21 protein-coding genes are annotated in these 22,648 nt (G+C 63.9%); 19 read left to right on the top strand and 2 right to left on the bottom strand.

Annotated features, from left to right (window positions below; translation table 11 throughout):
• Positions 1-57: 57 nt before the first annotated feature.
• The 8 genes from ACUTR7_RS05175 (at position 58) to ACUTR7_RS05140 (ending at position 8,380) form a co-directional block, all read left to right on the top strand.
• Complete coding sequence (locus ACUTR7_RS05175) at positions 58-990, top strand: foldase protein PrsA (RefSeq protein WP_096915026.1); 933 nt, start codon at positions 58-60, stop codon at positions 988-990.
• Between the two features lie 205 nt (positions 991-1,195).
• The gene (locus ACUTR7_RS05170; protein ID WP_445608294.1) at positions 1,196-1,996 is read left to right on the top strand and encodes an ABC transporter permease; all 801 of its coding nucleotides are present in this window, start codon (positions 1,196-1,198) and stop codon (positions 1,994-1,996) included.
• Complete coding sequence (locus ACUTR7_RS05165; protein ID WP_445608293.1) at positions 1,993-3,276, top strand: ABC transporter ATP-binding protein; 1,284 nt, start codon at positions 1,993-1,995, stop codon at positions 3,274-3,276. Before ACUTR7_RS05170 ends, ACUTR7_RS05165 begins: the two co-directional genes overlap by 4 nt.
• A 3-nt stretch (positions 3,277-3,279) precedes the next feature.
• Positions 3,280-4,341: an acyltransferase gene (locus tag ACUTR7_RS05160; RefSeq protein WP_445608292.1), complete on the top strand. Its 1,062-nt coding sequence runs from the start codon at positions 3,280-3,282 to the stop codon at positions 4,339-4,341.
• 129 nt (positions 4,342-4,470) lie between these two features.
• Positions 4,471-5,283 (top strand): class I SAM-dependent methyltransferase, encoded by an 813-nt coding sequence (locus tag ACUTR7_RS05155; RefSeq protein ID WP_232240475.1) that lies wholly within the window; start codon positions 4,471-4,473, stop codon positions 5,281-5,283.
• Positions 5,284-5,314: 31 nt separating this feature from the next.
• Complete coding sequence (locus ACUTR7_RS05150) at positions 5,315-6,175, top strand: class I SAM-dependent methyltransferase (protein WP_445608291.1); 861 nt, start codon at positions 5,315-5,317, stop codon at positions 6,173-6,175.
• Between the two features lie 7 nt (positions 6,176-6,182).
• On the top strand, positions 6,183-7,226 hold the full coding sequence (locus ACUTR7_RS05145) for an acyltransferase family protein (protein WP_232533513.1): 1,044 nt from the start codon (positions 6,183-6,185) through the stop codon (positions 7,224-7,226).
• 11 nt (positions 7,227-7,237) lie between these two features.
• Entirely contained in the window at positions 7,238-8,380 is a 1,143-nt protein-coding gene (locus ACUTR7_RS05140) for an acyltransferase family protein (protein WP_445608290.1), read from the top strand.
• Here the strand turns inward: ACUTR7_RS05140 and ACUTR7_RS05135 are convergent.
• Positions 8,303-12,094 (bottom strand): methyltransferase domain-containing protein, encoded by a 3,792-nt coding sequence (locus ACUTR7_RS05135; RefSeq protein ID WP_445608289.1) that lies wholly within the window; start codon positions 12,092-12,094, stop codon positions 8,303-8,305. The genes ACUTR7_RS05140 and ACUTR7_RS05135 overlap by 78 nt on opposite strands.
• A gap of 344 nt (positions 12,095-12,438) precedes the next feature.
• Between ACUTR7_RS05135 and ACUTR7_RS05130 the strand changes: the two genes are divergently transcribed.
• The 6 genes from ACUTR7_RS05130 to slmA all read left to right on the top strand — a co-directional run bounded on the left by ACUTR7_RS05130 (position 12,439) and on the right by slmA (position 18,465).
• Positions 12,439-13,212, top strand: a complete 774-nt coding sequence (locus tag ACUTR7_RS05130; protein WP_445608288.1) for a glycosyltransferase family 2 protein — start codon at positions 12,439-12,441, stop codon at positions 13,210-13,212.
• Between the two features lie 5 nt (positions 13,213-13,217).
• Positions 13,218-14,321 (top strand): glycosyltransferase family 4 protein, encoded by a 1,104-nt coding sequence (locus ACUTR7_RS05125; RefSeq protein ID WP_202757976.1) that lies wholly within the window; start codon positions 13,218-13,220, stop codon positions 14,319-14,321.
• Positions 14,322-14,430: 109 nt separating this feature from the next.
• Positions 14,431-15,321 carry an acetylglutamate kinase gene (argB, locus tag ACUTR7_RS05120; RefSeq protein ID WP_012203251.1) on the top strand — a complete coding sequence of 297 codons (891 nt, stop codon included), beginning with the start codon at positions 14,431-14,433 and terminating at the stop codon, positions 15,319-15,321.
• Between the two features lie 121 nt (positions 15,322-15,442).
• On the top strand, positions 15,443-16,162 hold the full coding sequence (locus tag ACUTR7_RS05115) for a response regulator transcription factor (protein ID WP_012203252.1): 720 nt from the start codon (positions 15,443-15,445) through the stop codon (positions 16,160-16,162).
• Positions 16,163-16,199: 37 nt separating this feature from the next.
• A complete protein-coding gene (locus ACUTR7_RS05110) occupies positions 16,200-17,687 on the top strand; it encodes a sensor histidine kinase (protein ID WP_123694099.1) in 1,488 nt (495 codons plus the stop codon).
• A gap of 82 nt (positions 17,688-17,769) precedes the next feature.
• A complete protein-coding gene (gene slmA, locus ACUTR7_RS05105; RefSeq protein ID WP_012203254.1) occupies positions 17,770-18,465 on the top strand; it encodes a nucleoid occlusion factor SlmA in 696 nt (231 codons plus the stop codon).
• A gap of 103 nt (positions 18,466-18,568) precedes the next feature.
• Here the strand turns inward: slmA and ACUTR7_RS05100 are convergent, their stop codons facing one another.
• The gene (locus ACUTR7_RS05100) at positions 18,569-19,081 is read right to left on the bottom strand and encodes a Mor transcription activator family protein (protein ID WP_445608287.1); all 513 of its coding nucleotides are present in this window, start codon (positions 19,079-19,081) and stop codon (positions 18,569-18,571) included.
• Between the two features lie 146 nt (positions 19,082-19,227).
• On the opposite strand from ACUTR7_RS05100, the gene ACUTR7_RS05095 reads away from it, so the two are divergent.
• From ACUTR7_RS05095 to ACUTR7_RS05075, 5 genes are all read left to right on the top strand, one after another.
• Positions 19,228-19,842 carry a S24 family peptidase gene (locus ACUTR7_RS05095; protein ID WP_445608286.1) on the top strand — a complete coding sequence of 205 codons (615 nt, stop codon included), beginning with the start codon at positions 19,228-19,230 and terminating at the stop codon, positions 19,840-19,842.
• Positions 19,843-20,282: 440 nt separating this feature from the next.
• A complete protein-coding gene (locus tag ACUTR7_RS05090; protein ID WP_445608285.1) occupies positions 20,283-20,768 on the top strand; it encodes a hypothetical protein in 486 nt (161 codons plus the stop codon).
• 129 nt (positions 20,769-20,897) lie between these two features.
• Positions 20,898-21,824, top strand: a complete 927-nt coding sequence (locus tag ACUTR7_RS05085; protein WP_012203258.1) for a phage tail tube protein — start codon at positions 20,898-20,900, stop codon at positions 21,822-21,824.
• 43 nt (positions 21,825-21,867) lie between these two features.
• Positions 21,868-22,323, top strand: a complete 456-nt coding sequence (locus tag ACUTR7_RS05080) for a hypothetical protein (RefSeq protein ID WP_445608284.1) — start codon at positions 21,868-21,870, stop codon at positions 22,321-22,323.
• A 29-nt stretch (positions 22,324-22,352) separates the two neighbouring features.
• Positions 22,353-22,643, top strand: coding sequence for a DUF1799 domain-containing protein (locus tag ACUTR7_RS05075; RefSeq protein WP_016446439.1), 291 nt, complete (start codon positions 22,353-22,355; stop codon positions 22,641-22,643).
• Positions 22,644-22,648 lie beyond the last annotated feature (5 nt).

Raw genomic sequence — 22,648 nt, 5'->3', positions numbered from 1 at the left:
CTAGGAAAGGCGGGAGGAAACTCCCGCCTTTTTTCGCTTGTATCAACACAAAGGCTTATGACTGTATCTATTCAACGTTTGAGCTCGGTTTCGCTGGCCCTGGTTCTGGCTTTCGCTGCCCATGGTGCGCATTCGGCTGACAAGATTGCCCCGGTTGCGGCACAGCCTGCAACTGCTCCGTCCGTGCTAGTGCAAGGCAAAGGCATCGCCATTTCTTCGCAGGATGTGCTGGCCGACGCGCAGCGCATTCCGCCCGAGGTGCGTCCCATGATTCTTGGCCGCTCGCAGAACGTGGGGAAGATGGCGTCAGACCTTTATGTGTTGCGTACGATGGCCCAGATGGCGCAACAACATGGCATGGATCGCGATTCACAGGTGCAGGCATCTCTCCAGGTAGCGCGCGACAAGGTGTTAGCTGACGCTTGGCTGGCTGCGCTTGACGAGAAAAACATGCCCAGCGTCGAAGTGGCTGAAAAGCAGGCGCTTACCCTTTACCAAGCCCAACCCGATCGTTTCAAGGTGGACGGGGAAGTGCGTGCGCGACACATCCTGATCTCCGGCAAGGATTCCGAAGCACGGGCAAAGGCGGATCGACTACTGGATGAGATCAAGAATGGCGGGGACTTCGCTGCGCTGGCCAAGGAGCATTCCGCTGACAAGGGCAGTGGTGCACGGGGCGGTGAGTTGGGATTTTTTGGCAAGGGCCGAATGGTGCCTGAATTCGAGCAGGCGGTCTTCGCACTGCAAAAGCCTGGTGACTTGAGTGGCGTGGTGGAGTCGAAGTTCGGCTTCCACATCATCCAGTTGGAGGAGTTGCGGCCAGCCGGTGTCAAGCCTTTTGCGGAAGTACGTGATGAACTGGTCAAGGGTATTCGTAACTCTGCGGCTCAGGAAGCGCGCGCCATCGCCGCCGAAAAAATCCGCAAGGATGGCACTCTGGATGCTGCTGCCGCAGAGTCCTTTGCTACCACCAAGTCGCCCAATCCTTGATGCTTGGCAGGCGCAAGGCCATCCTCTGAATCTTGGGTACATGGCCCCCTGGGCAGGGGCATGCACACTTTGCTTGGTTGCAAGCGAATGAAAGCTTCACCATAAAGACGAGCGCATTCAGAAATGATGCGCGAAAATACGAGGTTTGGCATGACTCTAGGTGCCGCATCGTCCATGGGGCGGCTGCGGCACTTTTCGCATAACAATGTACTCTCTACTCGGCGAATGCCGCGCGCTGTGGCAGGCCCGCAGCCTGCTGTGGGTGATGACCCGGCGCGAGGTGGCGGCTCGCCACGCAGGCACGGCCGCTGGCGTGCTCTGGCCCTATCTGCAGCCGCTGCTCACGGTGGCGGCCTACTATCTTGTCTTTGACGTGGTGTTCTCCATGCGCCTGGGGGACAACGCGCCCACGCATGCCGTAGGTGCGTTCCTGGTCGTAGGCGCCCTGCCCTGGATGGCGTTCTGCGATGCCACGTCGCGCGGCATGAACAGTCTCATCGAGGCGGGCGGCATCCTGCAGAAGAACCCTCTGCCGCCTGTGCTGTTCCCCCTGCGGGCCGTTTTGGCCAGCAGCGTGATCTTCGGGCCGCTGCTCGTGCTGGTGGCTTTGGCCTATCTGCCGCAGCACGGATTGAATGCATCGATGCTGGCCTTGGTGCCGCTGTTGCTGGGTCAATTGCTGCTGTGCGCACTGCTGGCCTATGCACTGGCCATCCTGACGGCGGCGCTGCGTGACGTAGGCCAGCTGGTGACCTTCCTTTTGTCGGTGGGGATTTATCTGTCACCCATTCTGTTTCCCTTGGCCTTGTTTCCTGAGCGGTGGCGCTGGGTGCTCTGGGCCAACCCCATGACGGCGCTGGTGCTGGGTTACCAGAACGTGTTGCTTCAGGGATTGTGGCCGCAGGCCTCCGTGTGGGTGGCGCTTGTCGCATGGCTCTTGGTGCTGGCCGTGCTGCTCAACGGCCTGGTGCGGCGCAGCCGCGATCAATTGGTGGACTGGCTATGAACGCCAAGCATGTCGAGCTGCCCGAAGATCTGGTCCTGCGCGTGCGTGACCTGGGCAAGGAATACAAGCTTTACCCGTCGCCGCGTGCACGGTTCAAGGCGCTGCTGACGGGCGCTGCCACGCACCGTAGCCATTGGGCGCTGCGTGATGTGTCGTTCGAACTGCGCCGCGGCCAGTGCATTGGCGTGATCGGAGATAACGGTGCGGGGAAGAGCTCGCTGCTGAAGCTGCTGGCGGGCACCTTGCAGCCCAGTTTCGGAACGATCGAGCGGGTGGGCCGGGTGACGGCCATCCTTGAGTTGGGCGCGGGCTTCCATCCTGATTTCAGCGGCCGGGACAATCTGTATTTCGGCGGTAGCCTGATCGGCATCAGTCCCGAACGCATGCGCGAGCTGGAGCCTGAGATTGCTGCCTTTGCAGAGCTGGGCGAGGCGATGGAGCGCCCGGTCAAGACCTATTCGTCAGGCATGACCGTTCGGTTGGCGTTTGCGTTGGTGACGGCGGTGCAGCCGGATGTGCTGATCATCGACGAGGCTCTTGCCGTGGGCGACCAGCATTTCCAGAAGAAGTGCATAGAGCGCATCATGGCGTTCCGCAACAGCGGCTGCACCATCCTGTTCTGCTCCCACAGTCCGTATCACATTCGCCATCTCTGTGATGCTGCGCTGTGGTTGCGCGGTGGACAGGTGGCACAGTTCGGTGATACCGAGCCGGTGCTGGCCGCCTACGATCTGCATACCCGCGAACGCCAGGAGCGTGAGCAGCTGGCACTGGAGGGCGCGGTTGCGCCGCAGGTGCCGGGCCATGAGGAGGAAAAGGCATGCGAGGCCACGGCGTCTCCTGCAAGCCCCGTGGCTGCGGTAGACAGCGGCACGGCCTGCATCCTGTCGGTGGATGTGAAGGACCTTGCGGAGCCCGTGGGCGACCAACCTGGACTGCTGCAGAGCCAGGATCTGGTGGTTACCATCACGGCGCGAGGACGTGGCAATGAGCGGCCCCACATAGGCTTCATGATCGAGCAATCCAAAGGCGTGGGAATCACCTCGCTGGCCACCCACGAAGACAATGCGTTCCCGCGTCAACTGCCGGATGGAAGCTGGCAGACGGTGTTGACCTTTCCCGAGCTGCCTTTGCACAGCGGGGACTATGTGATCAGTGCCTTCCTGTTCGATGAGACGGGACTTGCCGTCTATGACGAGTGGTTCCAGTTCCTGCATCTGCGCTTTATCTTCCCAAAGCCGTTGCCAGGGCTTGTGCGCCTTCCTCATCACTGGAGCTGAACGATGGCGCAGGAGTCGGCACGATTGCAGCAGCACGCGTCACCCACCGGCGAAGCGAGGAGGGGCGTTGATCCGCGCTTGAATTTGCTCAAGGTGCTGGCATCGTTCGCCGTGATCATGGTGCACACGGCGGTTCTGCGGGTCTCTCAGGTAGACGTGCACAGCCTGGGCTGGTGGGTGGCCAATATTGGCGATGCGGCAGGGCGTTTCGGCAGCTCGATGTTCGTGATGGTCGGGGGAGCCGTATTGCTGGCGCGTCCTGCAGAGCGTGATCCCTGGGGTTTTGTCGGCCAGCGATTGTCCCGCCTGCTGCCTGCACTGCTGTTCTGGTCGGTGTTCTATTTCGCCTGGCGTGAATGGATGTGGGGCGGCATCACCTGGCCCGGTATCGTGCAGGATGTCGTGCTGGGCAGCCCCTGGTACCACCTGTGGTTCATGTACATGATGCTGGGCCTTTATCTGATGATGCCGGCCATGCGTTACGCGGTCCTGGGCGTGGGGGAGGGGCCAGGCTGGCGCCACCTTTTGATGGTGGCGGCAGGAATGACCTGGTTTGCCTCCATCGCTCAGACGCTGCAAAAGACATCGCATGCCAGCTTCATTGGCCTTGCTCCCTTGTTTGTTGTCTATTTCCTGGGTGGCTACTATCTGCTGCGGCGTCCGGTGCGCATTGCCACTTGGCAGCTTGTGGCCGGTGTAGTGCTGGGTGTTGCGGGCATGGCGGTTGGCGTGGCGGTGGCCTATCCGGTGCTCAAGGATTGGGCCTTCGTGCTTTTCTACAGCAACCGCAGCCCCTTTGCGATGCTGCTGACTTTCTCGGTGTTTTTGCTGGCATTGCGCCTGCCGCCTCAAGCCGTGCCCGCCTGGGTCAACCACCTGGGCAAGGTGACCCTGGGCATCTATGCCATCCACCCATTCTGGATCGACATGCTGGCGCGCTGGGGCTATGGCCTGCCGCAGGCAGGCGGATACTGGCCAGTGCTGACGCTGGTGGTGTTTGCCTTGTCTGCCCTGACCTCGCTGACTCTTTTTTCGATTCCCGGGTTGAGGCGCCTGGTGAGCTGAGGTCGGCGGCAAAGCCGATCTCCCGCAATTTTTGATATACCGATGAATACAACGAATTCTTCCCCCGCGATAACCAGTGAAGGACAGCGACTGTTGCTTGAGGCGCAGCAGCTTTTGGTTCAAGGAGACTTGGCTGGAGCAGCCCAGGTCCTGGTGCGGGCCCGCAGCGAGCGCGATACGCTGCTTCAGGCGCATGAACTGATTGAGGCCCATGGCCTTGTGGGCTCGTTCTCCAACATCATGGGGCTGGAGTGCCGGATTTCGCCCCAGGACGATATCTTCGGATTTTTCTGCGGCCACCCTTCCAGCCTGAATCCCCTGCGCGACTACTTCGCCGACGGTTGGCGCACGCTGTCGGAGCTGATGCTGCTGCTGGAGGCTGTGGACAAGCCTTTGCTGCGCACGGCCAGCGTCCTGGAGTTCGCGAGTGGTCACGGCCGCTTTACGCGGCACCTGGTCAAGGCGCTGGGGGCGGAACGGGTCACGGTCTCGGACATCGTGGTCGATGCTGTGGATTTTTCGCAGCAGACCTTCGGCGTGAAGGGCTTTGCGTCGGCCAGCGTGCCGGAGCAGGTACGCTGGCCGCAGCAGTACGAACTGGTGTTCGTGCTCTCGCTGTTCAGCCATCTGCCGCGCTCGACCTGGACGCGCTGGCTGCAGGTGCTGCGTGATGCGGTGGCTCCTGGCGGGTTGCTGGTTTTCAGCACGCACGGCATGAAGGCCGCAGATTTCGACAGCGTGAAGCTGGATGACGAGGGATTTTTCTTTGCCCCGTCCAGCGAGTCGAATGCCATCGATGCCAATGAGTATGGAACGGCGTTCACTTCCGAGCAATTCGTCTTGGATCGCATTGCCGAAACCTGGGGCGCCGATGCGCTGCGCCATCGATCACTTGTGCATTTCTGGAACCACCAGGATGCCTATGTGCTGCAGCGGCTGTAAGCGCTGTATATAGAACAAAGAGGATGATTGCATGAGTTGGATGCTGCGTTTGCAGGAGAGGCTGTTGGGCCTGGCGCCATGGGACGCCGGCAAGATCACCGATGAGTGGTTTCGTGCGCATTTCAACTATGCAGCGGATCTGGTCCATGACTGGCTGGGACAGTCATTGGATTTGTCCAAGGCCAGGTTGCTGAATTTCGGCTGCGGCGATGGCATCACCGATCTGGCTTTGGTACTGCGCCATGGCGCAACCTCCATCCATGGCATCGATATCCGCCAGGAGTACGCCAAGCTGCCGCGCATTGCACGCGAGCAGTTGGGCATGTCGCGCATTCCCGCTGCGCTGAGCTTCGAGACCATCGTGCCGAATTCGCCATTGGCCGGCCGGCATGCGAACTATGACGGATTGCTCAGTTGGTCTACCTTCGAGCATGTGCAGCGCGACAAGGTGCTGCCGATCCTGTCCGACCTGCATGCCTGCCTGCGCCCGGGAGGCGTGTTCTTCCTGCAGATCGAGCCCTTGTTTCATTCTCCCTGGGGCTCGCACCTGCGCCGCTACGACGATGTGCCCTGGCACCACTTGCTGGCGTCGGAGGAGGAGTTGTGGAGCATCATCGAAAAGCATGAAGGTCCGCTGGACGCCGCCGAGGTGGACTTCGGCTTTGCCGATTTCGGTGTCGATGGCTACAAGCGCTTTGTCTTCAAGGAGTACCAGGCGCTGAACCGGTTGACGGCAGACGAGCTGGTCGATATCGCTCGCCAGGCCGGCTTTGAGGTGTTGCGCGAGGAGCGGCGCCAGGTGGACATGGCCATTCCCGAGGCGCTGGCGGGGCGCTACCCCGAGGAGTGGCTGCGCAACAACGAGATTTTGCTGCTGTTGGGCAAGACCTGACGAAGCCATGCAGGAGCCGGCCCCCACGATCTCTTCACCCGTGCGGCCTGCATATTCCAATGGCTTTGATGCACTGCGCATAGCCGCTGCATCTGCAGTCATTTACAGCCATCATTTCCATATCACGGGCACCAGACCACCATCGTGGCTGCATGCGGACATGGTGGGCGGCGTGGCAGTGATGACTTTCTTCACGATCAGCGGCTTTCTTGTCACGCTGAGCTGGCTGCGTGATCCCCGTGCGACGGCATTCATGGCCAAGCGTCTGTTGCGGTTGTGGCCGGGCATGCTGGTGGCTGTTGTGGCTGGCGTGCTGCTGTTCGGCCCGGCATTTACTTCATTGCCGCTGAAGGAGTTCTGGCTTCATCCGCAGACCCTGGATCACTGGCGCAATCTGCTGCTGATCAAGGACTACGCCTTCATGCCGGGCGTGTTTTCTTCCAATCCGCTGCCAGGGTTGATGAACGGCCCTTTGTGGACCATCCCCATCGAGCTGATGTGCTACGTGGTGCTTGCTGCACTGGGCATATTGGGCGTGCTGCGGTCCAGGCTTCTTGCCAGCCTGGCCGCAGCCGGATATCTGGTCTTTTTCCTGACACAGCGCAATGCCGATTTGGCTGGAACCATGTTTCATTGGTTCGAGTATCCGGCCTATTTCGCCTATGGCTCGCTGATCGCGCTATTGCAGCCTGCCTTTGCTGCCCATGGTCGAAACTTGCTGTTGATCCTGGCACCTGTGGCTGCGGTGCTTTTCTTTGGCTTGAAGCTGGAGCACTCTGCCGGCCTGCTGCTGCTGCCGCCGCTGCTCATCTATTTGGGTTCCATGCGCTCTAGGGTGTTTTCCGGGTTGCATCGACTCGGAGATCCTTCTTATGGTGTCTACGTGCTGGGTTGTCCCATCCAGCAGGCAGTTCAGGCACTGTGGCCTCAGCTGCCATTCCACTCCAGTCTGGCGCTTGCATGGCTGCTTGCGCTGGCTGCTGGTTATGCCTCCTGGCACTTGGTCGAGTCGCCGATGCTGCGGCTCAAACACTTGGTGTTCCGCACCTAGAAGGGAGTGTCATGCGCAGCGTTGAAGAGAGGGGGAACCGCTTTGACATGCTGCGCTTGACGGCGGCGCTTGCAGTGTTTGTTGCGCACGGAGAGTTTCTTTACCGCCTGCGTCTTGCCGAACCCTTTGCCGGCCACAGCCTGGGGTCGCTTGCGGTCTATGTATTCTTCTTCATGAGCGGGTATCTGGTATGCCAGAGTTGGATGCGCGAGCCGGTCTGGCATGCCTTCTGGCTGAGGCGGCTGATGCGGATTTTTCCGGGCCTGATCATGGCCGTGGTTTTCTCGGTTTTCGTCATCGGCTGGGCGATGACCTCGCTTGATTCGCTGCAGTACTGGCAGTCACCGCAAACCTGGAGTCATCTGATCAACAATATGACAGGGCAGGCCACGGTTCAGATACTGCCGGGCGTATTCGAATCCAATCCCTTTGCCTATACGGTCAACGGGTCCCTGTGGACGTTGCGGTATGAGCTGGCGATGTACCTTGTGCTGGCCACCTTGGCATGGCTTGCAAGAGGCAAGCGCTGGATCCATCCCCTCATGGCTGGCGTACTGGCGATCCTGTGGCAGATGTCCAGAGTCAAGGGGTGGGACCAGGGCCTGGATGCCATCCACACCCCGCTGGTCGATATGTTCCGCTGGCGGGACTTCTGCGGATTTGGTGTTCCCTTCTTTCTGGGAAGCACGATGGCTGCGTATGGCATACGCCATCGCACATGGATGGCTGCAGCCGCGCTGGTGCTGGCTGTATGCGCATTGCTCACCGCCAGCACCTGGATGCGCCAAGTGGCAGTATGGGGATTGGTGGCCTGCGCAAGTTTTTATCTTGCCCATGCAGGCCATGTGGCCGCAAGCCACCGTTGGCGCACCGATCTTTCTTATGGCGTCTACATCTACGCCTTCCCCGTCCAGCAGGCCATGACGGCCATTTGCCTGCGTGAGGGCTGGTCATTGGGCATCTGCATGCTGCTGTCGCTTGCCTTGACATTGGGCCTGGCCTTGATGTCATGGTATGGCGTGGAGCGGCCCTGCATCCGGATGGCGCAGCGATGGCGGGCGTTGCCTGGGCGGCGCCTAGGCCTGCAGCCAATTCTTGACCCGGCGCTGCCAGTGCGCGGGAATGCGTCTGGCCACGCCGCGCAGGATGGGTAGCGAGCGCAGATGGGCCAGCAGGATCAAGGCCCCCGATCTTGCAGCATGGTCCTGGCGTTGCAGGCGATGTGTGGCAAGGAAGGCCGCATCCAGTGGCTGGAGCAGGGCCTGATCGCGCGGCTGCAGCCCCTGGAGATAACCGTCGCCATAGAAAGTGGCTCCCGGCTGGGCAGCCGCACTCCCTGTCGCGGTGGGTTGCTGCGGTGGCTGCCCTTCAATGAAGTGGCGTTCGCGTATTTGCGCGAAGAAGTCCAGCCATTGGGCGGCGCTGGCGTCCCAGGGCATGACCCAGGACCAGTCGCGGCCCGCCAGCCTTTCGGGAAAGGCCCCTATGTCGGGCGCGACGATCGGCAGCCCGGCGGCCAGGCAGGCGCTCAGGGTGTAGCTGTAGGTCTCCGGCCATTGGGCAGGGAACCAGGCCAGGTCGGGCTGCAACCACTGCAGCAGAGCAGGCAGCTCTTCTTCCTTGTAGCCGCCGTGCACGGTCAGGCGTGCGCGCGGCTGGGTCTGCAGGCTGCGGTAGCCATAGCCGAGCAGATGGAATTCCACAGGAGCTCCCCGCTTGGCTGCTTCGATCGCCACGGCTTCCAGTACGTCGGCGCCCTTGATGGCGCTCATGGCTCCCAGTACGACGATCTTGAGCGGGGCCGTGGCGGCCAGCGGGTGTGCCACCGGGGCCGGCAGCTGTGCCGGCAGGTCGGTGTGGGCAACTGCCTGGACGCGCGCACCGGGCACGAAACCGGCAATCCGGCTGGCCGTGTCCTGGCTGGGGGCCAGCACATGGCGCGCGTTGTTCAGCAGCAGCGCATTGCGGTGGCGCCACTGGGCCACGGTGCCGGCATAGGGGGCTGTGTCCGTGGGTTCGCAGCAGCCGCACTCGCCCGCGCGGAGCGGCACGACGTAGCGGTTGTCTATGCCGGTCAGCGAGATGTTCTTGCAGTAGGTATAGAAATCATGGGCCGTGAAGTCGTGGGCAGCTCCCAGGCGTGCTGGCAGGTCCAGGATGGCTTCGCTGTGGCCCAGGAGATGCTGGTAGTGCACGTGCACCACGCCCAGTTGGCGCAGGGCCTGCACCAGCTCCTCCATCTGGTCGGCGATGCGGAAGGCGAGCTCGAATGCTTCCTTTTCCTCGGCACGGCGCAATACCACGGTGCCACCTGCGGCTGGCGAGAGCATGAGGAACAGCGCCTTGCCTTGCAGGAACTGCGCCAGTTCGCGCACATGGCGCACCGTGCCGCCCGCCCGGTCGTGGAGCACGGCCAGCACCACAGGCTGGTGTGCGGCCTGTGCCTGCAGGCGTGCCACGTCCAGCGCAAGGCGCGCGGTGCGCGCAGGGTCGGCCTGGACGAAGGCCATGACATCGGCTTCGTAGCGCGGATGCAGGCGGCGCAGGGTTTCCATGGCGGCACGTTCGCGCGGGCTCTTGCTTTCGCCGAAGCTCACGCCGCCCGTGTGCAGCACGAAGGTGTCCAGCAAATGCAGGTTGCGCCAGCCAGCCTCTGCGGCACGCTGGCAGAAGTCGTTTTCTTCGCCATAGCCCTTGCCGAAGTGCTCGGTATCGAACAGGCCGATGGCGTTCAGGCTGTCGCGGCGGATGTACATGCAAAAGCCCACGCCGGTGGGCACGTCCACCACCTGGCCGGGGTTGGTGCGCGCGCACAGTGCGTCGATGGCGGCCGTATCCATGCCGGGCGGCAGGTCGTTGCCCTCGCAAAAGCGCGGGTAGCTGCAGATGGTGGCGTTGTTGGAGAACGGAGTGACGGAGGCGATGCGTGCATCGCCGTAGGCAGCCTGGCGGATGCGGTCCAGCCAGTCATTGGCGACCACGGTGTCGCTGTTGAGCAGCAGCACGTCATGGGCGGTGTTCAGCGCCATGCCCCGGTTGACGGTGCCGACGAAGCCGAGGTTCTCCTCGTTCTCCAGCAGGGTGATGCGGGGCTCTTGTGCCGCCTTCTCGCGCAGCCAGGCCGTGACTTCGGGCTCCGGGCTGGCATCGTTGATGACCACCAGTTGCCAGTGCGTGCGGCAGGGGCTGGCCAGCACGGACTCGATGCAGTTGCGTGTGTCGTCCAGCCCCCGGTATACGGGCACGATCACATCGACGGGTTGCTGGGGCATCGGCTGGGGTACGGGGGTATGGAGGACGGGGGCAGGCACGGGCGTGCGGCCCAGCAGGCGGTCAATGCGCATCTTGGCGTGGACGAGAGGGCGCGTGGCCCGGAAGACGGTGGAGTTCTCTATGTCGCGCAGGTGCTGTTCCAGCCGTGCGAAGTCCCGCTGTACGCGGGTGGCCTCTTGCTGCCAGATGGCGCGCTCCTTGCTCTGCGACTGGTGGCTGTCTTCCAGGAGGGCATTGCGGTGCTGCAGTCTATGGATCGCAGCGCTTCGCTCTTCCAGTTGCTGGACATCCTGCGCGTGCTGCTGCTCAAGCAGCATGCGCTGTGTGTGCCACTGATCCTGCAGATCATTGGCCCGGCTGCGCTCCTGCGCGATCTGCCGCTCAAGCGGCTGCACGGCCCCGGCCAGTGCCAGATAGTCGGCCGACATGGGCCATCCCATCTCGATCTCCAGCGAGGCGCCACGCAAGGGGGTCAGGGTTTCTGCGGGAATGGGAAGTTCGAACCAGGGGTCATCGCCGGTCAGCAGCAGCATCAGCGCGAATGCGCCTGCCGGATGGGGCCCGTTCCACACCAGCTGATGGTGAGGGCGTTGCCCCAGCAAGGCGGCATCCGAATCCTCGGGACGCCATTGCCAGACGACGGCGCCTTGCGCATCGAGCAAGGCCAGCCGGTACAGGTGCACGAAGCCCGGCCGGTCGGCCAAGTCCAGGCGCAGATGGCTCAGCGAAGTGTTGTGGTCGGGCAGTGCAAAGCGCAATGTCTGACGTGCCTGGCCAATGATGCCGGTGGTGGAGAGCTTGCTCTCTTCCTCATAGCGGCCAGCGCGTGCCATGTAGAGCTGGGCCGTGAACAGCGCATGCCCTTGGGGGTAGTTCAGCGGCGGCTCGATGGGCAGCGCCTGGGCGGCGGGCGCCGCACTGGCGATGAACTGGTAGGCCAGTGCATCGGGCGTGGCCAGCAGGTGGCGGGCAACGGCAGGGGGCAGGCTGTCGTAGGCGACGCGGAATTCGGATTCGGGAAGAGCGCGCTCGATAGTGTCGATGTCGTCCACCTGCCAGCCTTGCTCGGCCAGAAAGCGCGACAGCGAGCGCCGCGTGAAAAAGCGCAGGTGGGTGCGGTCCAGCAGGCCTTCTTCGCGGTAGCGGAATTCGCCGTGCAGCAGTTCTGCCACCAGGCCGCTGTAGCCTGCATTGGGCACGGAGATCAGCAGACGGCCTTCGGATGTCAGCCGCTTGCGGCAGGCAGCCAGGATGCGCTCTGGCTGGCGCAGGTGCTCGAGCACGTCGGCGCAGACGATGTAGTCATAGCGCGTGTCGCCGAAGAGCCGGTCCAGGTCGCAGTCCTCCAGGTCGGCCACATGGACATGGCGGTAGAAGGGCGCGGCATGGCGGGCCTCTTCCTGGCTCAGGGTGACGCCGTCGCAGACGCATTGCTTGTGCTCGGCGAGAAAGGCGCCCAGCGCGCCGCTGCCGCAGCCCAGATCCAATATGTGCGCCTGGGCCCGGACATGACCGGCCAGCACGGACAGCGACGTGCGCTCGTTCAGATCGACGGTGCGCAGGTAGACGTGGGGATCGGGAATGGGTGTGGTCATAGGAAATGAGGTGCCAGGCGCGGTCCGGGCAGGGATCGATCGCCCGTCATATTCATCTGCGCCAGTCGACCGTGGCCGGTCCGCAGAGAGCGGCGGAGCACGCCCACGCCAGGCGCAAAAAATCCCGGAAGTCCGGGCGGCAGATTGTCGCGCATCATAATCCCGGCCACCGCAGTGATTGCTTGGCATGGCGGGTTAATGACATTTTGTGCGGCTGTTGCATTTCCTTGCATCACGGCATACCCGCTGACGCCTTCCGGGCGCCTTCCGCTGAATACTCGGAGCCGCCGTTTTTTCGGCGCAGGTAAGCGGGTTGGAATTTGAAGATCTGAAGGGCGGCATTGATGGGTTCATCGTTGGTCGTGTCGGTGGTGAGCCACGGACATGGCGCTCATATACAGAGGCTGCTTGAATGCCTGGGGTCGGCGCGCCTTGCGCCGATGTCCCGCGTGGTGCTGACGCTCAATATTCCCGAACCGGAGCCCCTGGCTCCAGCGACCGGCTGGCCTTTTGTCCTGGAGATCCGGCGCAATGCGCAACCCCTGGGTTTTGGCTGCAACCACAACCGGGCGCTGGCGAATGCCCGGGAGGCGTTTGTCTGCGTGATCAATCCTGACGTGTACTGGGGAGCGCAGGAAGAGCCGCTGCAAGAGCTTCTGGCGCTGGCGGCCCGGCCGGGGTTGGCCCTGGCCTATCCCCCGCAGATCGGCGAAGACGGCACGCTGCAGGATTTCGAGCGGGAGCTGCCATCTTTCTGGAATTTGCTGCGACGCAAGTTGCACGGACGTGTGGAGCAGCGTGTGGAATGGGTCAATGCGGCCTGCCTGGTGCTGGGCCGGGACAGCTGGATGCGGCTGCGTGGGTTTGACGAAGGTTTCTATATGTATTGTGAGGATGTGGATCTGTGCCTTCGCCTGCGGGTGCTGGGCGGAGAGCTTCGGCGCGGTGAGTTGCCTGTCGTCCATGCGGGTCAGAGGGCGAGCCGGCGCAGCCTGCGCCATGGCGCATGGCACGTGGCCAGCCTGCTGCGGCTGTGGAGCCGTCCGGCCTACCGCAAGGCCCGAGCCCTGCCGCAGGCAGCGACCTCGCTGCGCAGTCTGCACGGGGAGCCATCGTGATCTGGATGGCGGTATTGGCCTTCATGGTGTCTTGCACCGGCTGTGCACTGCTGGTGCGCTGGGCCGGGCGGTACGCGAAGAGTTCCTACGGTTACGACAAGCCGCAGCGTTTCCATGTGGGCGAGGTGCCACGGCTGGGCGGCGTGCCCATGTACCTCGGACTGGCCGTCTCCTGGGGGGTGGGCACCTGGCTGAGCATGCGCGGAGATCCTTCCTCGCTGCGCATGCAGTTGTGGGTTGTCGTGTGCCTGGCCGCCATGCTGCCGGCCGTGGTCGGGGGGATCATCGAGGATGTATCGCAGCGCCTGAGCGTGCGTTACCGGCTGGTGCTGACCCTGCTGAGCGCCGTGCTGGCTGTTATGCTGTGCGGCCTCACTGTGCCCCGGCTCGGCTGGCCCTGGCTGGAGCAGGCATTGGGTCCGGCCATGCCCTGGCTGGGCATGGGCCTGGCCGTGCTGGCCCTGACGGGGTTGCCCCATGCCTTCAACATCATCGACGGCTACAACGGGCTGGCCGGTATGGTGGCCACCATCATCTGCCTGGCGCTGGCCCACGTGGCCCTGCAGGTGGGGGACCGGACCCTGGCCGCCATGCTGGTGACGCTGGCCGCCGCCACCTGCGGCTTCCTGGTCTGGAACTACCCGCGCGGCATGATGTTTGCAGGTGATGGCGGGGCCTATGTCTGGGGGCTGGCGATTGCCCTGGCCAGCATTGCCCTGGTGCAGCGCAATTCCGCAGTCTCGCCATGGTTTCCCATGCTGCTGCTGATCTATCCGGTCTGGGAGACGGTGTTTTCCATTTACCGCAAACTGATGCGCGGCATGTCGCCGGGCATGGCGGATGCGTTGCATTTCCACCAGTTGATCTACCGGCGCATCGTGCGCGGCGTGTTCGACGACGATCTGGCACGGCGCATGCTGCGCCGCAATAACCGGACTTCGCCCTATCTGTGGGCCTTCACGCTGCTGACCGTGGTGCCGGCATTGCTGTTCTGGAGCAACACGCCCGTTCTGGTGGGTTTTTGCCTGCTGTTCGTGGTCAGCTATGTGATCGCCTATCTGGCCATCGTGCGCTTCAAGCTGCCTGGCTGGATGCAGAACAATGGATGATGTCCGGGCGCCATGGGCGTTCCGTCATCCGGGCATGCAACACTGCCGCGCAGTTGCGGCACAATGCCCGCCTTGTTGTTGACTACTTCCACGCCCCAGGGCTAGCACCATGAACGATATCCTCTCGATTGCCCCCCGCGACAAGGCCGAAATCCTCGCCCAGGCCCTGCCCTACATCCGCAAGTTCCATGGCAAGACCATGGTCATCAAGTATGGCGGCAACGCCATGACCGATCCGGCCCTGCAGGCCGACTTCGCGGAAGACGTGGTGCTGCTGAAGTTGGTGGGCATGAATCCGGTGGTGGTGCACGGCGGCGGGCCGCAGATCGAGACGGCCCTCAACCGCCTGGGCAAGAAGGGCGAGTTCATCCAGGGCATGCGCGTGACCGACGCGGAAACCATGGAAGTCGTGGAATGGGTGCTGGCCGGCGAGGTGCAGCAGGACATCGTGGGCCTGATCCACCAGGCCGGTGGCAAGGCCGTGGGCCTGACAGGGCGCGATGGTGGCCTGATCCGCGCACGCAAGCTCAAGATGGTCGACAACAAGGATCCGAACATCGAGTACGACGTGGGCCAGGTGGGCGACATCGTCTCCATCGACCCCAGCGTGGTGCGCGCACTGCAGGATGACGCCTTCATCCCCGTGATCAGCCCCATCGGCTTTGGCGAGGAAAACGAGAGCTACAACATTAATGCCGACGTGGTCGCCAGCAAGCTGGCCACCGTGCTGCAGGCCGAAAAGCTCGTGCTGCTGACCAATACCCCCGGCGTGCTGGACAAGGCCGGCAGCCTGCTGACCGACCTCACGGCACGCGAGATCGACGCGCTGTTCGCAGACGGCACCATCTCGGGCGGCATGCTGCCCAAGATCAGCGGCGCCCTGGATGCCGCCAAGGCGGGAGTCAACGCCGTGCACATCATCGATGGCCGCGTGCCGCATGCCATGCTGCTGGAAATCCTGACCGACCAGGCCTACGGCACCATGATCCGCAGCCATTGAGGCCCGATGGCGCGGACTTTGCGGTTCGCGTTACCATCGCGCATGGCCCGGGCGTGGTCTGACGGCCTGGGCCGGTTTGCTGCAAGCCGCCTTTGGGCGGCTTTTGTTTTTTAGGTTTGATATGCGTTTGCTTCTTGTGGAAGACGATGTGATGGTGGCCAGCGGCATCAAGCTGGGGCTGTCCGATGCGGGGTATGCCGTGGACTGGGTCGGCAGTGCCGAGCGCGCCCTGGAGGTGCTGGCCCAGGAAGCCTTCGACCTGGCCGTGATCGACATCGGCCTGCCGGGCATCGACGGGCTGGAGCTCACACGCCGCCTGCGCAGCAGCGCGGTGGAGAGCTCGGCCATGCCCGTGCTGATCCTGACGGCGCGCGATGCGCTGCAGGACCGCGTGCAGGGCCTGGACCAGGGCGCCGACGACTACATGGTCAAGCCCTTTGAGCTTCCCGAACTGCTGGCCCGGCTGCGCGCGCTGCTGCGCCGCTCGCAGGCAGCCACATCGGCCGTCCTGAGCTTCGGTCCCATCGAGCTGGACACAGCAGGCCGCCGCGCCGGCGCGCGCCAGCCTGCGCAAGACGATGAGAGCGAGGGAAAGCTGCTCCCCATCGACCTGGGTCCGCGCGAATGGACCGTGCTGGAATACCTGCTGATCCACGCGCCCAAGCCTGCCAGCAAGGACAAGCTGCTGCAGGCGCTCACGGGCTGGGACCGCGAGATCACGCCCAATGCCGTCGAGGTCTATGTCTCTCGCCTGCGCAGCAAGCTGGAGCCGCATGGCGTGGCGCTTCGTTCCATCCGGGGCTTCGGCTATCGGCTGGAACTCTCGCATACCGCCGCCTGATGCGGACATGGCGCATGGTCCCAGGCGCTGACCGCCCATGACGGCCAATCTGCGCCTTCGCCTGCTGGTGCTGCTGGTGGTGCCGCTGACGCTGCTGGCACTGATGGGCGGCTGGTTCGGCTATCGCTCGGCAGACGAAGCCTCCACCCAGCATGACCAGCGCTTGCTGCGCCTGCTGCCTGCGCTGGCCGATTCGGTGCTGGCGCCGTCGATCGCCGAGGGAACGCCGCCCCTGGTGGCGCTGACGCCCGCCATCGAGGACGTCTTGCGCCAGCGCGGCGACGACGTCGGATATGCCATAGGTGACTTGCAGGGCCATGTCGTTGCCGGCGACACCTGGATCCGCTTCGACGTGCCTTCCACGCCGCTGGCCGAGTTCCACAGCCAGGAGCATGATGGCCTGACTTACCGCGTGGCCGTCATGCGCGCCGAAACCTATGGCGCCGGTGAAATGGTGCTGGTGCTGGCCGATGGCGGCGATGTGCGCCAGCAATGGGTGCGCCAGTTGCTGCTGCATGTGCTGCTGCCCAGCGTGCTGCTGATCGCGGGTGCCGGCATCGCCATCTACTGGTCGGTCAGCCGGGCTTTCCGGCCGCTTCTGACCCTGACCCAGGCTGTGGAGCGGCGCTCGCCGCGCGACCTCAGTCCCATCTCGGAGCACAGCTCGCCGGCCGAAGTCCGTCCGCTGGTGCGCTCGCTCAATCGCCTGTTTGCACTGGTCAACGCACAGGCCGAAGGCCAGCGGCGCTTTGTGGCCGATGCGGCCCATCAATTGCGCACGCCGCTGGCGGCCTTGCAAGCCCAGGTCGAGGCCTGGGCGCTGAGCGCGCAGGCTGCCCAGGCCGAGGCGAGGCGCAAGGGCACCGAGGCCCAGGTGGTGCTCAGCGTGACGCAGATCGAGCAGTTGCGCGACGCCACGCGGCGCACCTCGCAGCTGGCACGCCAGCTGCTGGCGCTGTCACGTGCCGACGCCCGCAATGCCGAAGTCCAGCCGCTGCAGAAGGTGGACCTCAAGGACCTGTGCGAAAGCATGCTGGAAATGTTCTTCGACCAGGCCAGCGCCAAGGGGCTGGACTTCGGCCTTGACGTTGCTCCGGCCAGTGTCTGGGGCCACAGCTGGCTGCTGCGCGAACTGGTGTCCAACCTCGTGGACAACGCCATCAAGTACACGCCCCCCGGCGGCAGCGTCACGCTGCGCTGCGGCATGTACCATGGCGCGGCACAGTCTGCGGATGAGCCGCAAGGCTGGGCCTTCCTGGAGATCGAGGACGACGGCCCCGGCGTGCCCGAGGCCGAGCGCTCGCAGATCACGCAGCGCTTTTACCGCGCGCAGGGCGCGGCCGGCGACGGCACGGGGCTGGGATTGGCCATTGCCGAAGAAATCGCCCTGCTGCACCAGGGCACTCTGGCTTTCGGTGCCGCAGCGCAGGGCAAGGGCCTGCTGGTACGCTTGGAGCTTCCATTGCAAATGCCGGCCATGCTCTCGGAAACAATAGCAGCGCAAGCAACAGGCAAGCGATCCTGACGGTTGCGCTCATGGGGACAGCTTTGTGCGGAGTTGCCGCCGAGGGCTGTGAGAGAATTACTTACAAATAGTTGATCTGCTTATGTCCGAGTCTGAAGTCCTGTCGCCTTTATCCGCTCCTGGCGCTGATGTCGTTTCCGACGAAGCCGCCTCCGCTTCCGCCCCTACGCCTGCGCGCAAACGCCCCAAACCCGGGGAGCGGCGCGAGCAGATCCTGCAGGCGCTTGCGGCCATGCTGGAGAAGCCGGGCGCAGAACGCATCACCACGGCAGCGCTGGCGGCCCATCTGGGCGTCAGCGAGGCAGCCCTGTACCGCCACTTCGCCAGCAAGGCCCAGATGTTCGAAGGACTGATCGAGTTCATCGAGCAATCCGTCTTCACGCTGGTGCAGCAGATCGTCGGGCGGGATGTGCCGGAGGAAGAGCGGCCCGCAGTGGATGGAATGCGCCAGGCCAGCCGCGTGATCTCCCTGGTGCTGCAGTTTGGCGAGCGCAACCCCGGCATGGTGCGCGTCATGGTGGGCGATGCCATCGTCTTCGAGCACGAGCGCCTGCAGGCCCGCATGAACCAGTTCTTCGACCGCATCGAATCCACGCTGCGCCAGTGCCTGCGCCCCGCCGCCGGTGCGCTGGGCTCTTCCGCCCCGACGGTCGATGCACAGGTGGCCGCCAGCGTGCTGACATCGTTCGCGCTGGGCCGCCTGCAGCGCTACGCGCGCTCGGGTTTCCGCCGCCTGCCGACTGAGCATCTGGAAGCCAGCCTGGCCTTGATGGTCTGAACATGGCCCAGCGGACCCCAGGGTCCGCTTTGCAGCAAAGCCACCCGCTTGCGCCGGTGGCTTTTTTTGCGACCAGGGCCTTGCTTCGTCGCGGTGGCTGTGCTCAGCCCACGAGATTGCGCCGTCGCCTGGCCGGTGCTGTCACGCCCAGCGCCGCAACGATGCGCCCCACCTGGCCTTCCGTAATCCCATGCTCGGCAGCCAGTTGCCGGGCCGTCTTGTCCGTGGCGTAGTCTGCGGCGATGCGCTGGTTGCGCAGTGCCTGCAGTGCACGCGCTGCCCTGGGCAGTTGGAAGTGGGGCAGGCCTCCATACTCACGGGCGAGCTTGAGCAAGGCTGGCACGCCGATGGTGGCCGCATAGGGATGCTCGGCTGTGACCTTGTCCGGTGTGGGAATGTAGATGCGCAGTCCACCCCAGCGCTGCACCAGGGCCATCGTGGGCTGCAGCCCGATCAGGCGCTCGAAGTCCTGCAGCAGGGGCGGAAGCAGATCGCTGCAAGTGCCATGATGCTGGTCCAAGGCAGCTGCCACGGGCGCGTGCATGCCGATGGTGGGGGGCAGGGCAGCAGGCCGAAAGCCCTGGAAGGCAGGTGCCGGATGGTGTTCGGAATGCATTTTGGCTGTACGCTCTTGGTTCAAAAGGAAACGGTTCAATTTGAACCATATTCTTGGTCCATAACGAACCACTGTCAAGATTCGCCATGCCTGCAAAACCTGTGACTTATGCGCTTACATCCAACGTTGATGAGGTACTGGCGCGCATGGCTGAAGCCTTGGGACCCGACTGGATGGCCGGCATGGAGGTTCAGCCTGAAACGGTGCGGACATGGCGCAAGCGCGGCGAAGTGCCAGCACGGCAACTGCTGCGGGCCTCGCAGCGAGCGGGCCGGCCGCTGGAGTATTTCAACGGCACGGGCGCGGCGAAGCCTGTCGCTCGGCATGGTGGGGCGGCCGAAGACGAGTTCACGCAGATCGAGATGCTCGATGCGCACGTCAGCGCAGGGCATGGGGCCGTCAACGGCCCCGACAAGGTGATAGGCCGCTTCGCCTTCCGTACGTCCTGGCTGCAGTCCAAAGGACTGGGCAGGCACAACGCCAAGATCGTGCGTGCCCGTGGAAGATCCATGGCGGACCGCATCAACGACGGCGACATCCTGCTGGTCAACACCTCGGTCGATACGCTGACCCAGGATGGTGTCTATGTGATCGAGCTGGAGGGCGAGAACTACGTCAAGCTGCTGGAGCGCGACTTCAGCACGGGCGGTGTGCGCATCGTCAGCTACAACCCCGCCTATCCGCCCCAGGTCCTGGAAGGCGAAGCGGCCAACCGGCTGCGCATCTGCGGCCGGGTCCTCTGGCACGGCGGAGAACTCTAGCCCCCGGGCCGCGCCGCCCGGTACCGCTCCAGAGACTTTGCCGCAGGCCTGAGGCGAGCCTGGGCGTTTCCGTCTTCTCCCAGCCTTTCTCGTCCACCTCTTTCGTGCGTCCGTGCCTGCCCGAGCGGCAGGACGTTTGCGCTTGCCTGGCCGTTGGGATGTGCCGGGCCAAGGCACATGTGCCTGGCATCCAGATCCGCTGCGCCTGAGAAGGCGCGCTCCTGTGGACGCTGAAATCGGGCCTGCATATGCAGGCCTTATTCATTTTTGCCTGTCTCGGCACAGTCACTCCATCGCAACGACGCATCTTTTTCTGCGTCCCCCACGGAGTGACCCATGTACGCCATCGCACAACTGTTCCTGCTCTTTGCCGCTCATCTGCGGCCCATCGTGGCCGAGGCTGCGGCGAGCGTGGCAGCGGCCTTTCCGGTGCTGCGCTCATGAATGCACTGGCCCAGCATCGCAACGCCATCGTGGCCATCCTGGCCTCGGTGCCGCAGATCGGCGTTGTGCAGGACCGCGAACGCCATGCCACCAGCGATGCCGAGCTGGCCGCCCTGTTCACGTACACGCCGCCTGCAGCAGGCACGGCCCATGTCCGCGGCTGGTGGCTGCGCAGAAGCAGCACGGCCGAGCACGGCAGCAGCACGGCCCGCACGGTGAGCGTGCACCAATGGACGCTGCATGGCTACCTGGCCATCGCCGACACCCAGGCCAGCGAGCTGCTGCTTGACGACCTGGTCGAGCAGTTCCGCGCCCTGGTGCGAGCCGATCCGACCCTGGGTGGCGTTTGCCAGCCCGGCCCCCTGGCAGGCAGCGACGACAGCACCGATGGCGTGCAACTCGTGCGTGCCGAGCCTGTGGATTTCGCGGGAGTGCGTTGCCACTCCGTTGTCCTGCAACTCAGAACCTGGAGCTACCTGTGACCTGCACACCCCCGAACCGGGCCTAGACCGGATACCCGCAACTTTCCCGCAACCCCTGTGGCCCGCGGCGCTGGAGAACGGCGCCCGAGGCCGCGAAACCTCTCTTCATCTCTTCAAAGGATTTTCCAAATGGCAGCAAAGATCATGCGCAAGATGGCCCTCCTGGCCCTGGTTGAAACCGTTGTCGGCACGGCCGTCGTGCCGCTGGCGGCCAATGCCATGCTGGTCAGCGACGTGACCCTCACCCCCATCGAGGGCGATGTGGTCGAGCGCAACAATATCCGTCCCTTCTTCGGCTCCAGCGGCAGCACCCTGGTCACCGAATACCAGAAGGTGGCGTTCTCCGTGGAATTCGCGGGTGTGGCCGCAGCGGGTGAGCGTCCCGGCGTGACCGACCTGTTGCGTGCGTGCGCCGCCAGCGCCAGCACCGAGACTGGCGTGAAGACGGTCTTCTCTCCCGTGACCGACGGCATCCAGAGCGTGACCATCTACGGCAACGTGGACGGCACCCTCTACAAGATGCATGGTGCACGCGGCGAGGTGGAGTTCAGCACCGATGCCAAGGCCATTCCCAAGTGGAAGTTCGAGTTCACGGGATCCTTCGTCCCCGCCGTGGATGAGGCCCTGCCGGCAGTGGACTACAGCGACTTCGTCGCTCCCCTGGGCGTCAACAAGACCAACACCCAACTGACCCTCGACGGCCTGGCGGTGGCCTGCAGCGCCTTCAGCTTCAAGTGCGGCAACCAGGTGGTCAAGCGCGACCTGATGAACGTGGACACCGTGGAAATCACGGACCGAAAGTCCACGGGCAGCGTCACCTTCGAGAACACCAGCGTGGCCACCAAGGACTGGATCGGCCTGGCGCGTGCCAGCGCCATCGTGCCCGTCACGCTCAAGCACGGCCCCGGCGCCACCAACACCGTCAGTTTCAAGAGCGCGCGAGCCCAGATCGGCAAGCCGACCTACAGCGACAGCGATGGCGTGCAGATGATCACCATCCCCCTGTCGTTCATTCCCTCCGACGCGGGCAACGACGAATGGTCCATCGAGATCTGACGCGTCACCTCCCTGCCTGACAACTACACATCCAAGGATCACCATGGCCGTCAAGATTTCCGGGCTCAAGCCCACCATCTCCGTTCCCGCAACGCTGTACCTGCCCGTCGATGAGGGCAGGTTCGGAGCCCATCACTTTGCCGTCGTGTTCAAGCGCCTGGGCAAGGCGCGGCGTGACGAGATCAATGAACTCATCGTCGTCGGCAAGCCCGCCTCGCAGCCCGATGGCTCGCAGGAGGTACGGCGCATGACCATCCCTGAGCTGCTCGACGAAGTGGTTGTGGGCTGGGAGGGGATGCTGGGCGACGAAGGAACACCCGTGCCCTACAGCCGCGACGAGCGCCTGGCGGCCGAGGAGGCCTACCCGGGACTGGAGCAGGCCATGGCCGTGGCCTGGTTCGACGGACTCAACGTGCACCAGCGGGATGCCGCCACAAAAAACTTCGTGGCGCTGTCCGGCATCACCTCGGCCTCGACGGCGCAGACCGCTATCTCGTAGACGACGAGCTGCGTGCCCAGTGCGCGCAGATGGGGATCGATCCCGACCGGATGGTGCCCGGCGATCTGCAACGCCAGCACCCCGAGGACTACGAACTGTGGCCGGAGCATGCGATGGCCTGGAGCGTGTACCTCGGCTGCTCCACCCAGTGGCGCAGGACGGCCACGCCCTGGGGCCAGTGGCACTGGGACGGGCTTGATTACGCCGGGGTCGAGATCGTGATGCGCCGCTACGCGGTGCCCGCCGCGCAGCGCGGCGAGGTCTTCGCGCAATTGCAGGTACTGGAGGCGCAGGCGCTGCGCCAGCTCAACCGGGGCTGAGGCAT

The organism is Delftia sp. NA_296.1 (genome assembly GCF_052692095.1).
Note: the sequence above shows the minus strand (reverse complement) of the source record. Positions and strands in the feature narration are given on the sequence as shown.

Bases quoted from the DNA above. Each gene is read 5' to 3' on its own strand.
- ACUTR7_RS05175 (WP_096915026.1), top strand. From the start codon at position 58: ATGACTGTATCTATTCAACGTTTGAGCTCGGTTTCGCTGGCCCTGGTT.
- ACUTR7_RS05170 (WP_445608294.1), top strand. From the start codon at position 1,196: ATGTACTCTCTACTCGGCGAATGCCGCGCGCTGTGGCAGGCCCGCAGC.
- ACUTR7_RS05165 (WP_445608293.1), top strand. From the start codon at position 1,993: ATGAACGCCAAGCATGTCGAGCTGCCCGAAGATCTGGTCCTGCGCGTG.
- ACUTR7_RS05160 (WP_445608292.1), top strand. From the start codon at position 3,280: ATGGCGCAGGAGTCGGCACGATTGCAGCAGCACGCGTCACCCACCGGC.
- ACUTR7_RS05150 (WP_445608291.1), top strand. From the start codon at position 5,315: ATGAGTTGGATGCTGCGTTTGCAGGAGAGGCTGTTGGGCCTGGCGCCA.
- ACUTR7_RS05145 (WP_232533513.1), top strand. From the start codon at position 6,183: ATGCAGGAGCCGGCCCCCACGATCTCTTCACCCGTGCGGCCTGCATAT.
- ACUTR7_RS05140 (WP_445608290.1), top strand. From the start codon at position 7,238: ATGCGCAGCGTTGAAGAGAGGGGGAACCGCTTTGACATGCTGCGCTTG.
- ACUTR7_RS05135 (WP_445608289.1), bottom strand. From the start codon at position 12,094: ATGACCACACCCATTCCCGATCCCCACGTCTACCTGCGCACCGTCGAT.
- ACUTR7_RS05130 (WP_445608288.1), top strand. From the start codon at position 12,439: ATGGGTTCATCGTTGGTCGTGTCGGTGGTGAGCCACGGACATGGCGCT.
- ACUTR7_RS05125 (WP_202757976.1), top strand. From the start codon at position 13,218: ATGGCGGTATTGGCCTTCATGGTGTCTTGCACCGGCTGTGCACTGCTG.
- argB (WP_012203251.1), top strand. From the start codon at position 14,431: ATGAACGATATCCTCTCGATTGCCCCCCGCGACAAGGCCGAAATCCTC.
- ACUTR7_RS05115 (WP_012203252.1), top strand. From the start codon at position 15,443: ATGCGTTTGCTTCTTGTGGAAGACGATGTGATGGTGGCCAGCGGCATC.
- ACUTR7_RS05110 (WP_123694099.1), top strand. From the start codon at position 16,200: ATGACGGCCAATCTGCGCCTTCGCCTGCTGGTGCTGCTGGTGGTGCCG.
- slmA (WP_012203254.1), top strand. From the start codon at position 17,770: ATGTCCGAGTCTGAAGTCCTGTCGCCTTTATCCGCTCCTGGCGCTGAT.
- ACUTR7_RS05100 (WP_445608287.1), bottom strand. From the start codon at position 19,081: ATGCATTCCGAACACCATCCGGCACCTGCCTTCCAGGGCTTTCGGCCT.
- ACUTR7_RS05095 (WP_445608286.1), top strand. From the start codon at position 19,228: ATGGCTGAAGCCTTGGGACCCGACTGGATGGCCGGCATGGAGGTTCAG.
- ACUTR7_RS05090 (WP_445608285.1), top strand. From the start codon at position 20,283: ATGAATGCACTGGCCCAGCATCGCAACGCCATCGTGGCCATCCTGGCC.
- ACUTR7_RS05085 (WP_012203258.1), top strand. From the start codon at position 20,898: ATGGCAGCAAAGATCATGCGCAAGATGGCCCTCCTGGCCCTGGTTGAA.
- ACUTR7_RS05080 (WP_445608284.1), top strand. From the start codon at position 21,868: ATGGCCGTCAAGATTTCCGGGCTCAAGCCCACCATCTCCGTTCCCGCA.
- ACUTR7_RS05075 (WP_016446439.1), top strand. From the start codon at position 22,353: ATGGGGATCGATCCCGACCGGATGGTGCCCGGCGATCTGCAACGCCAG.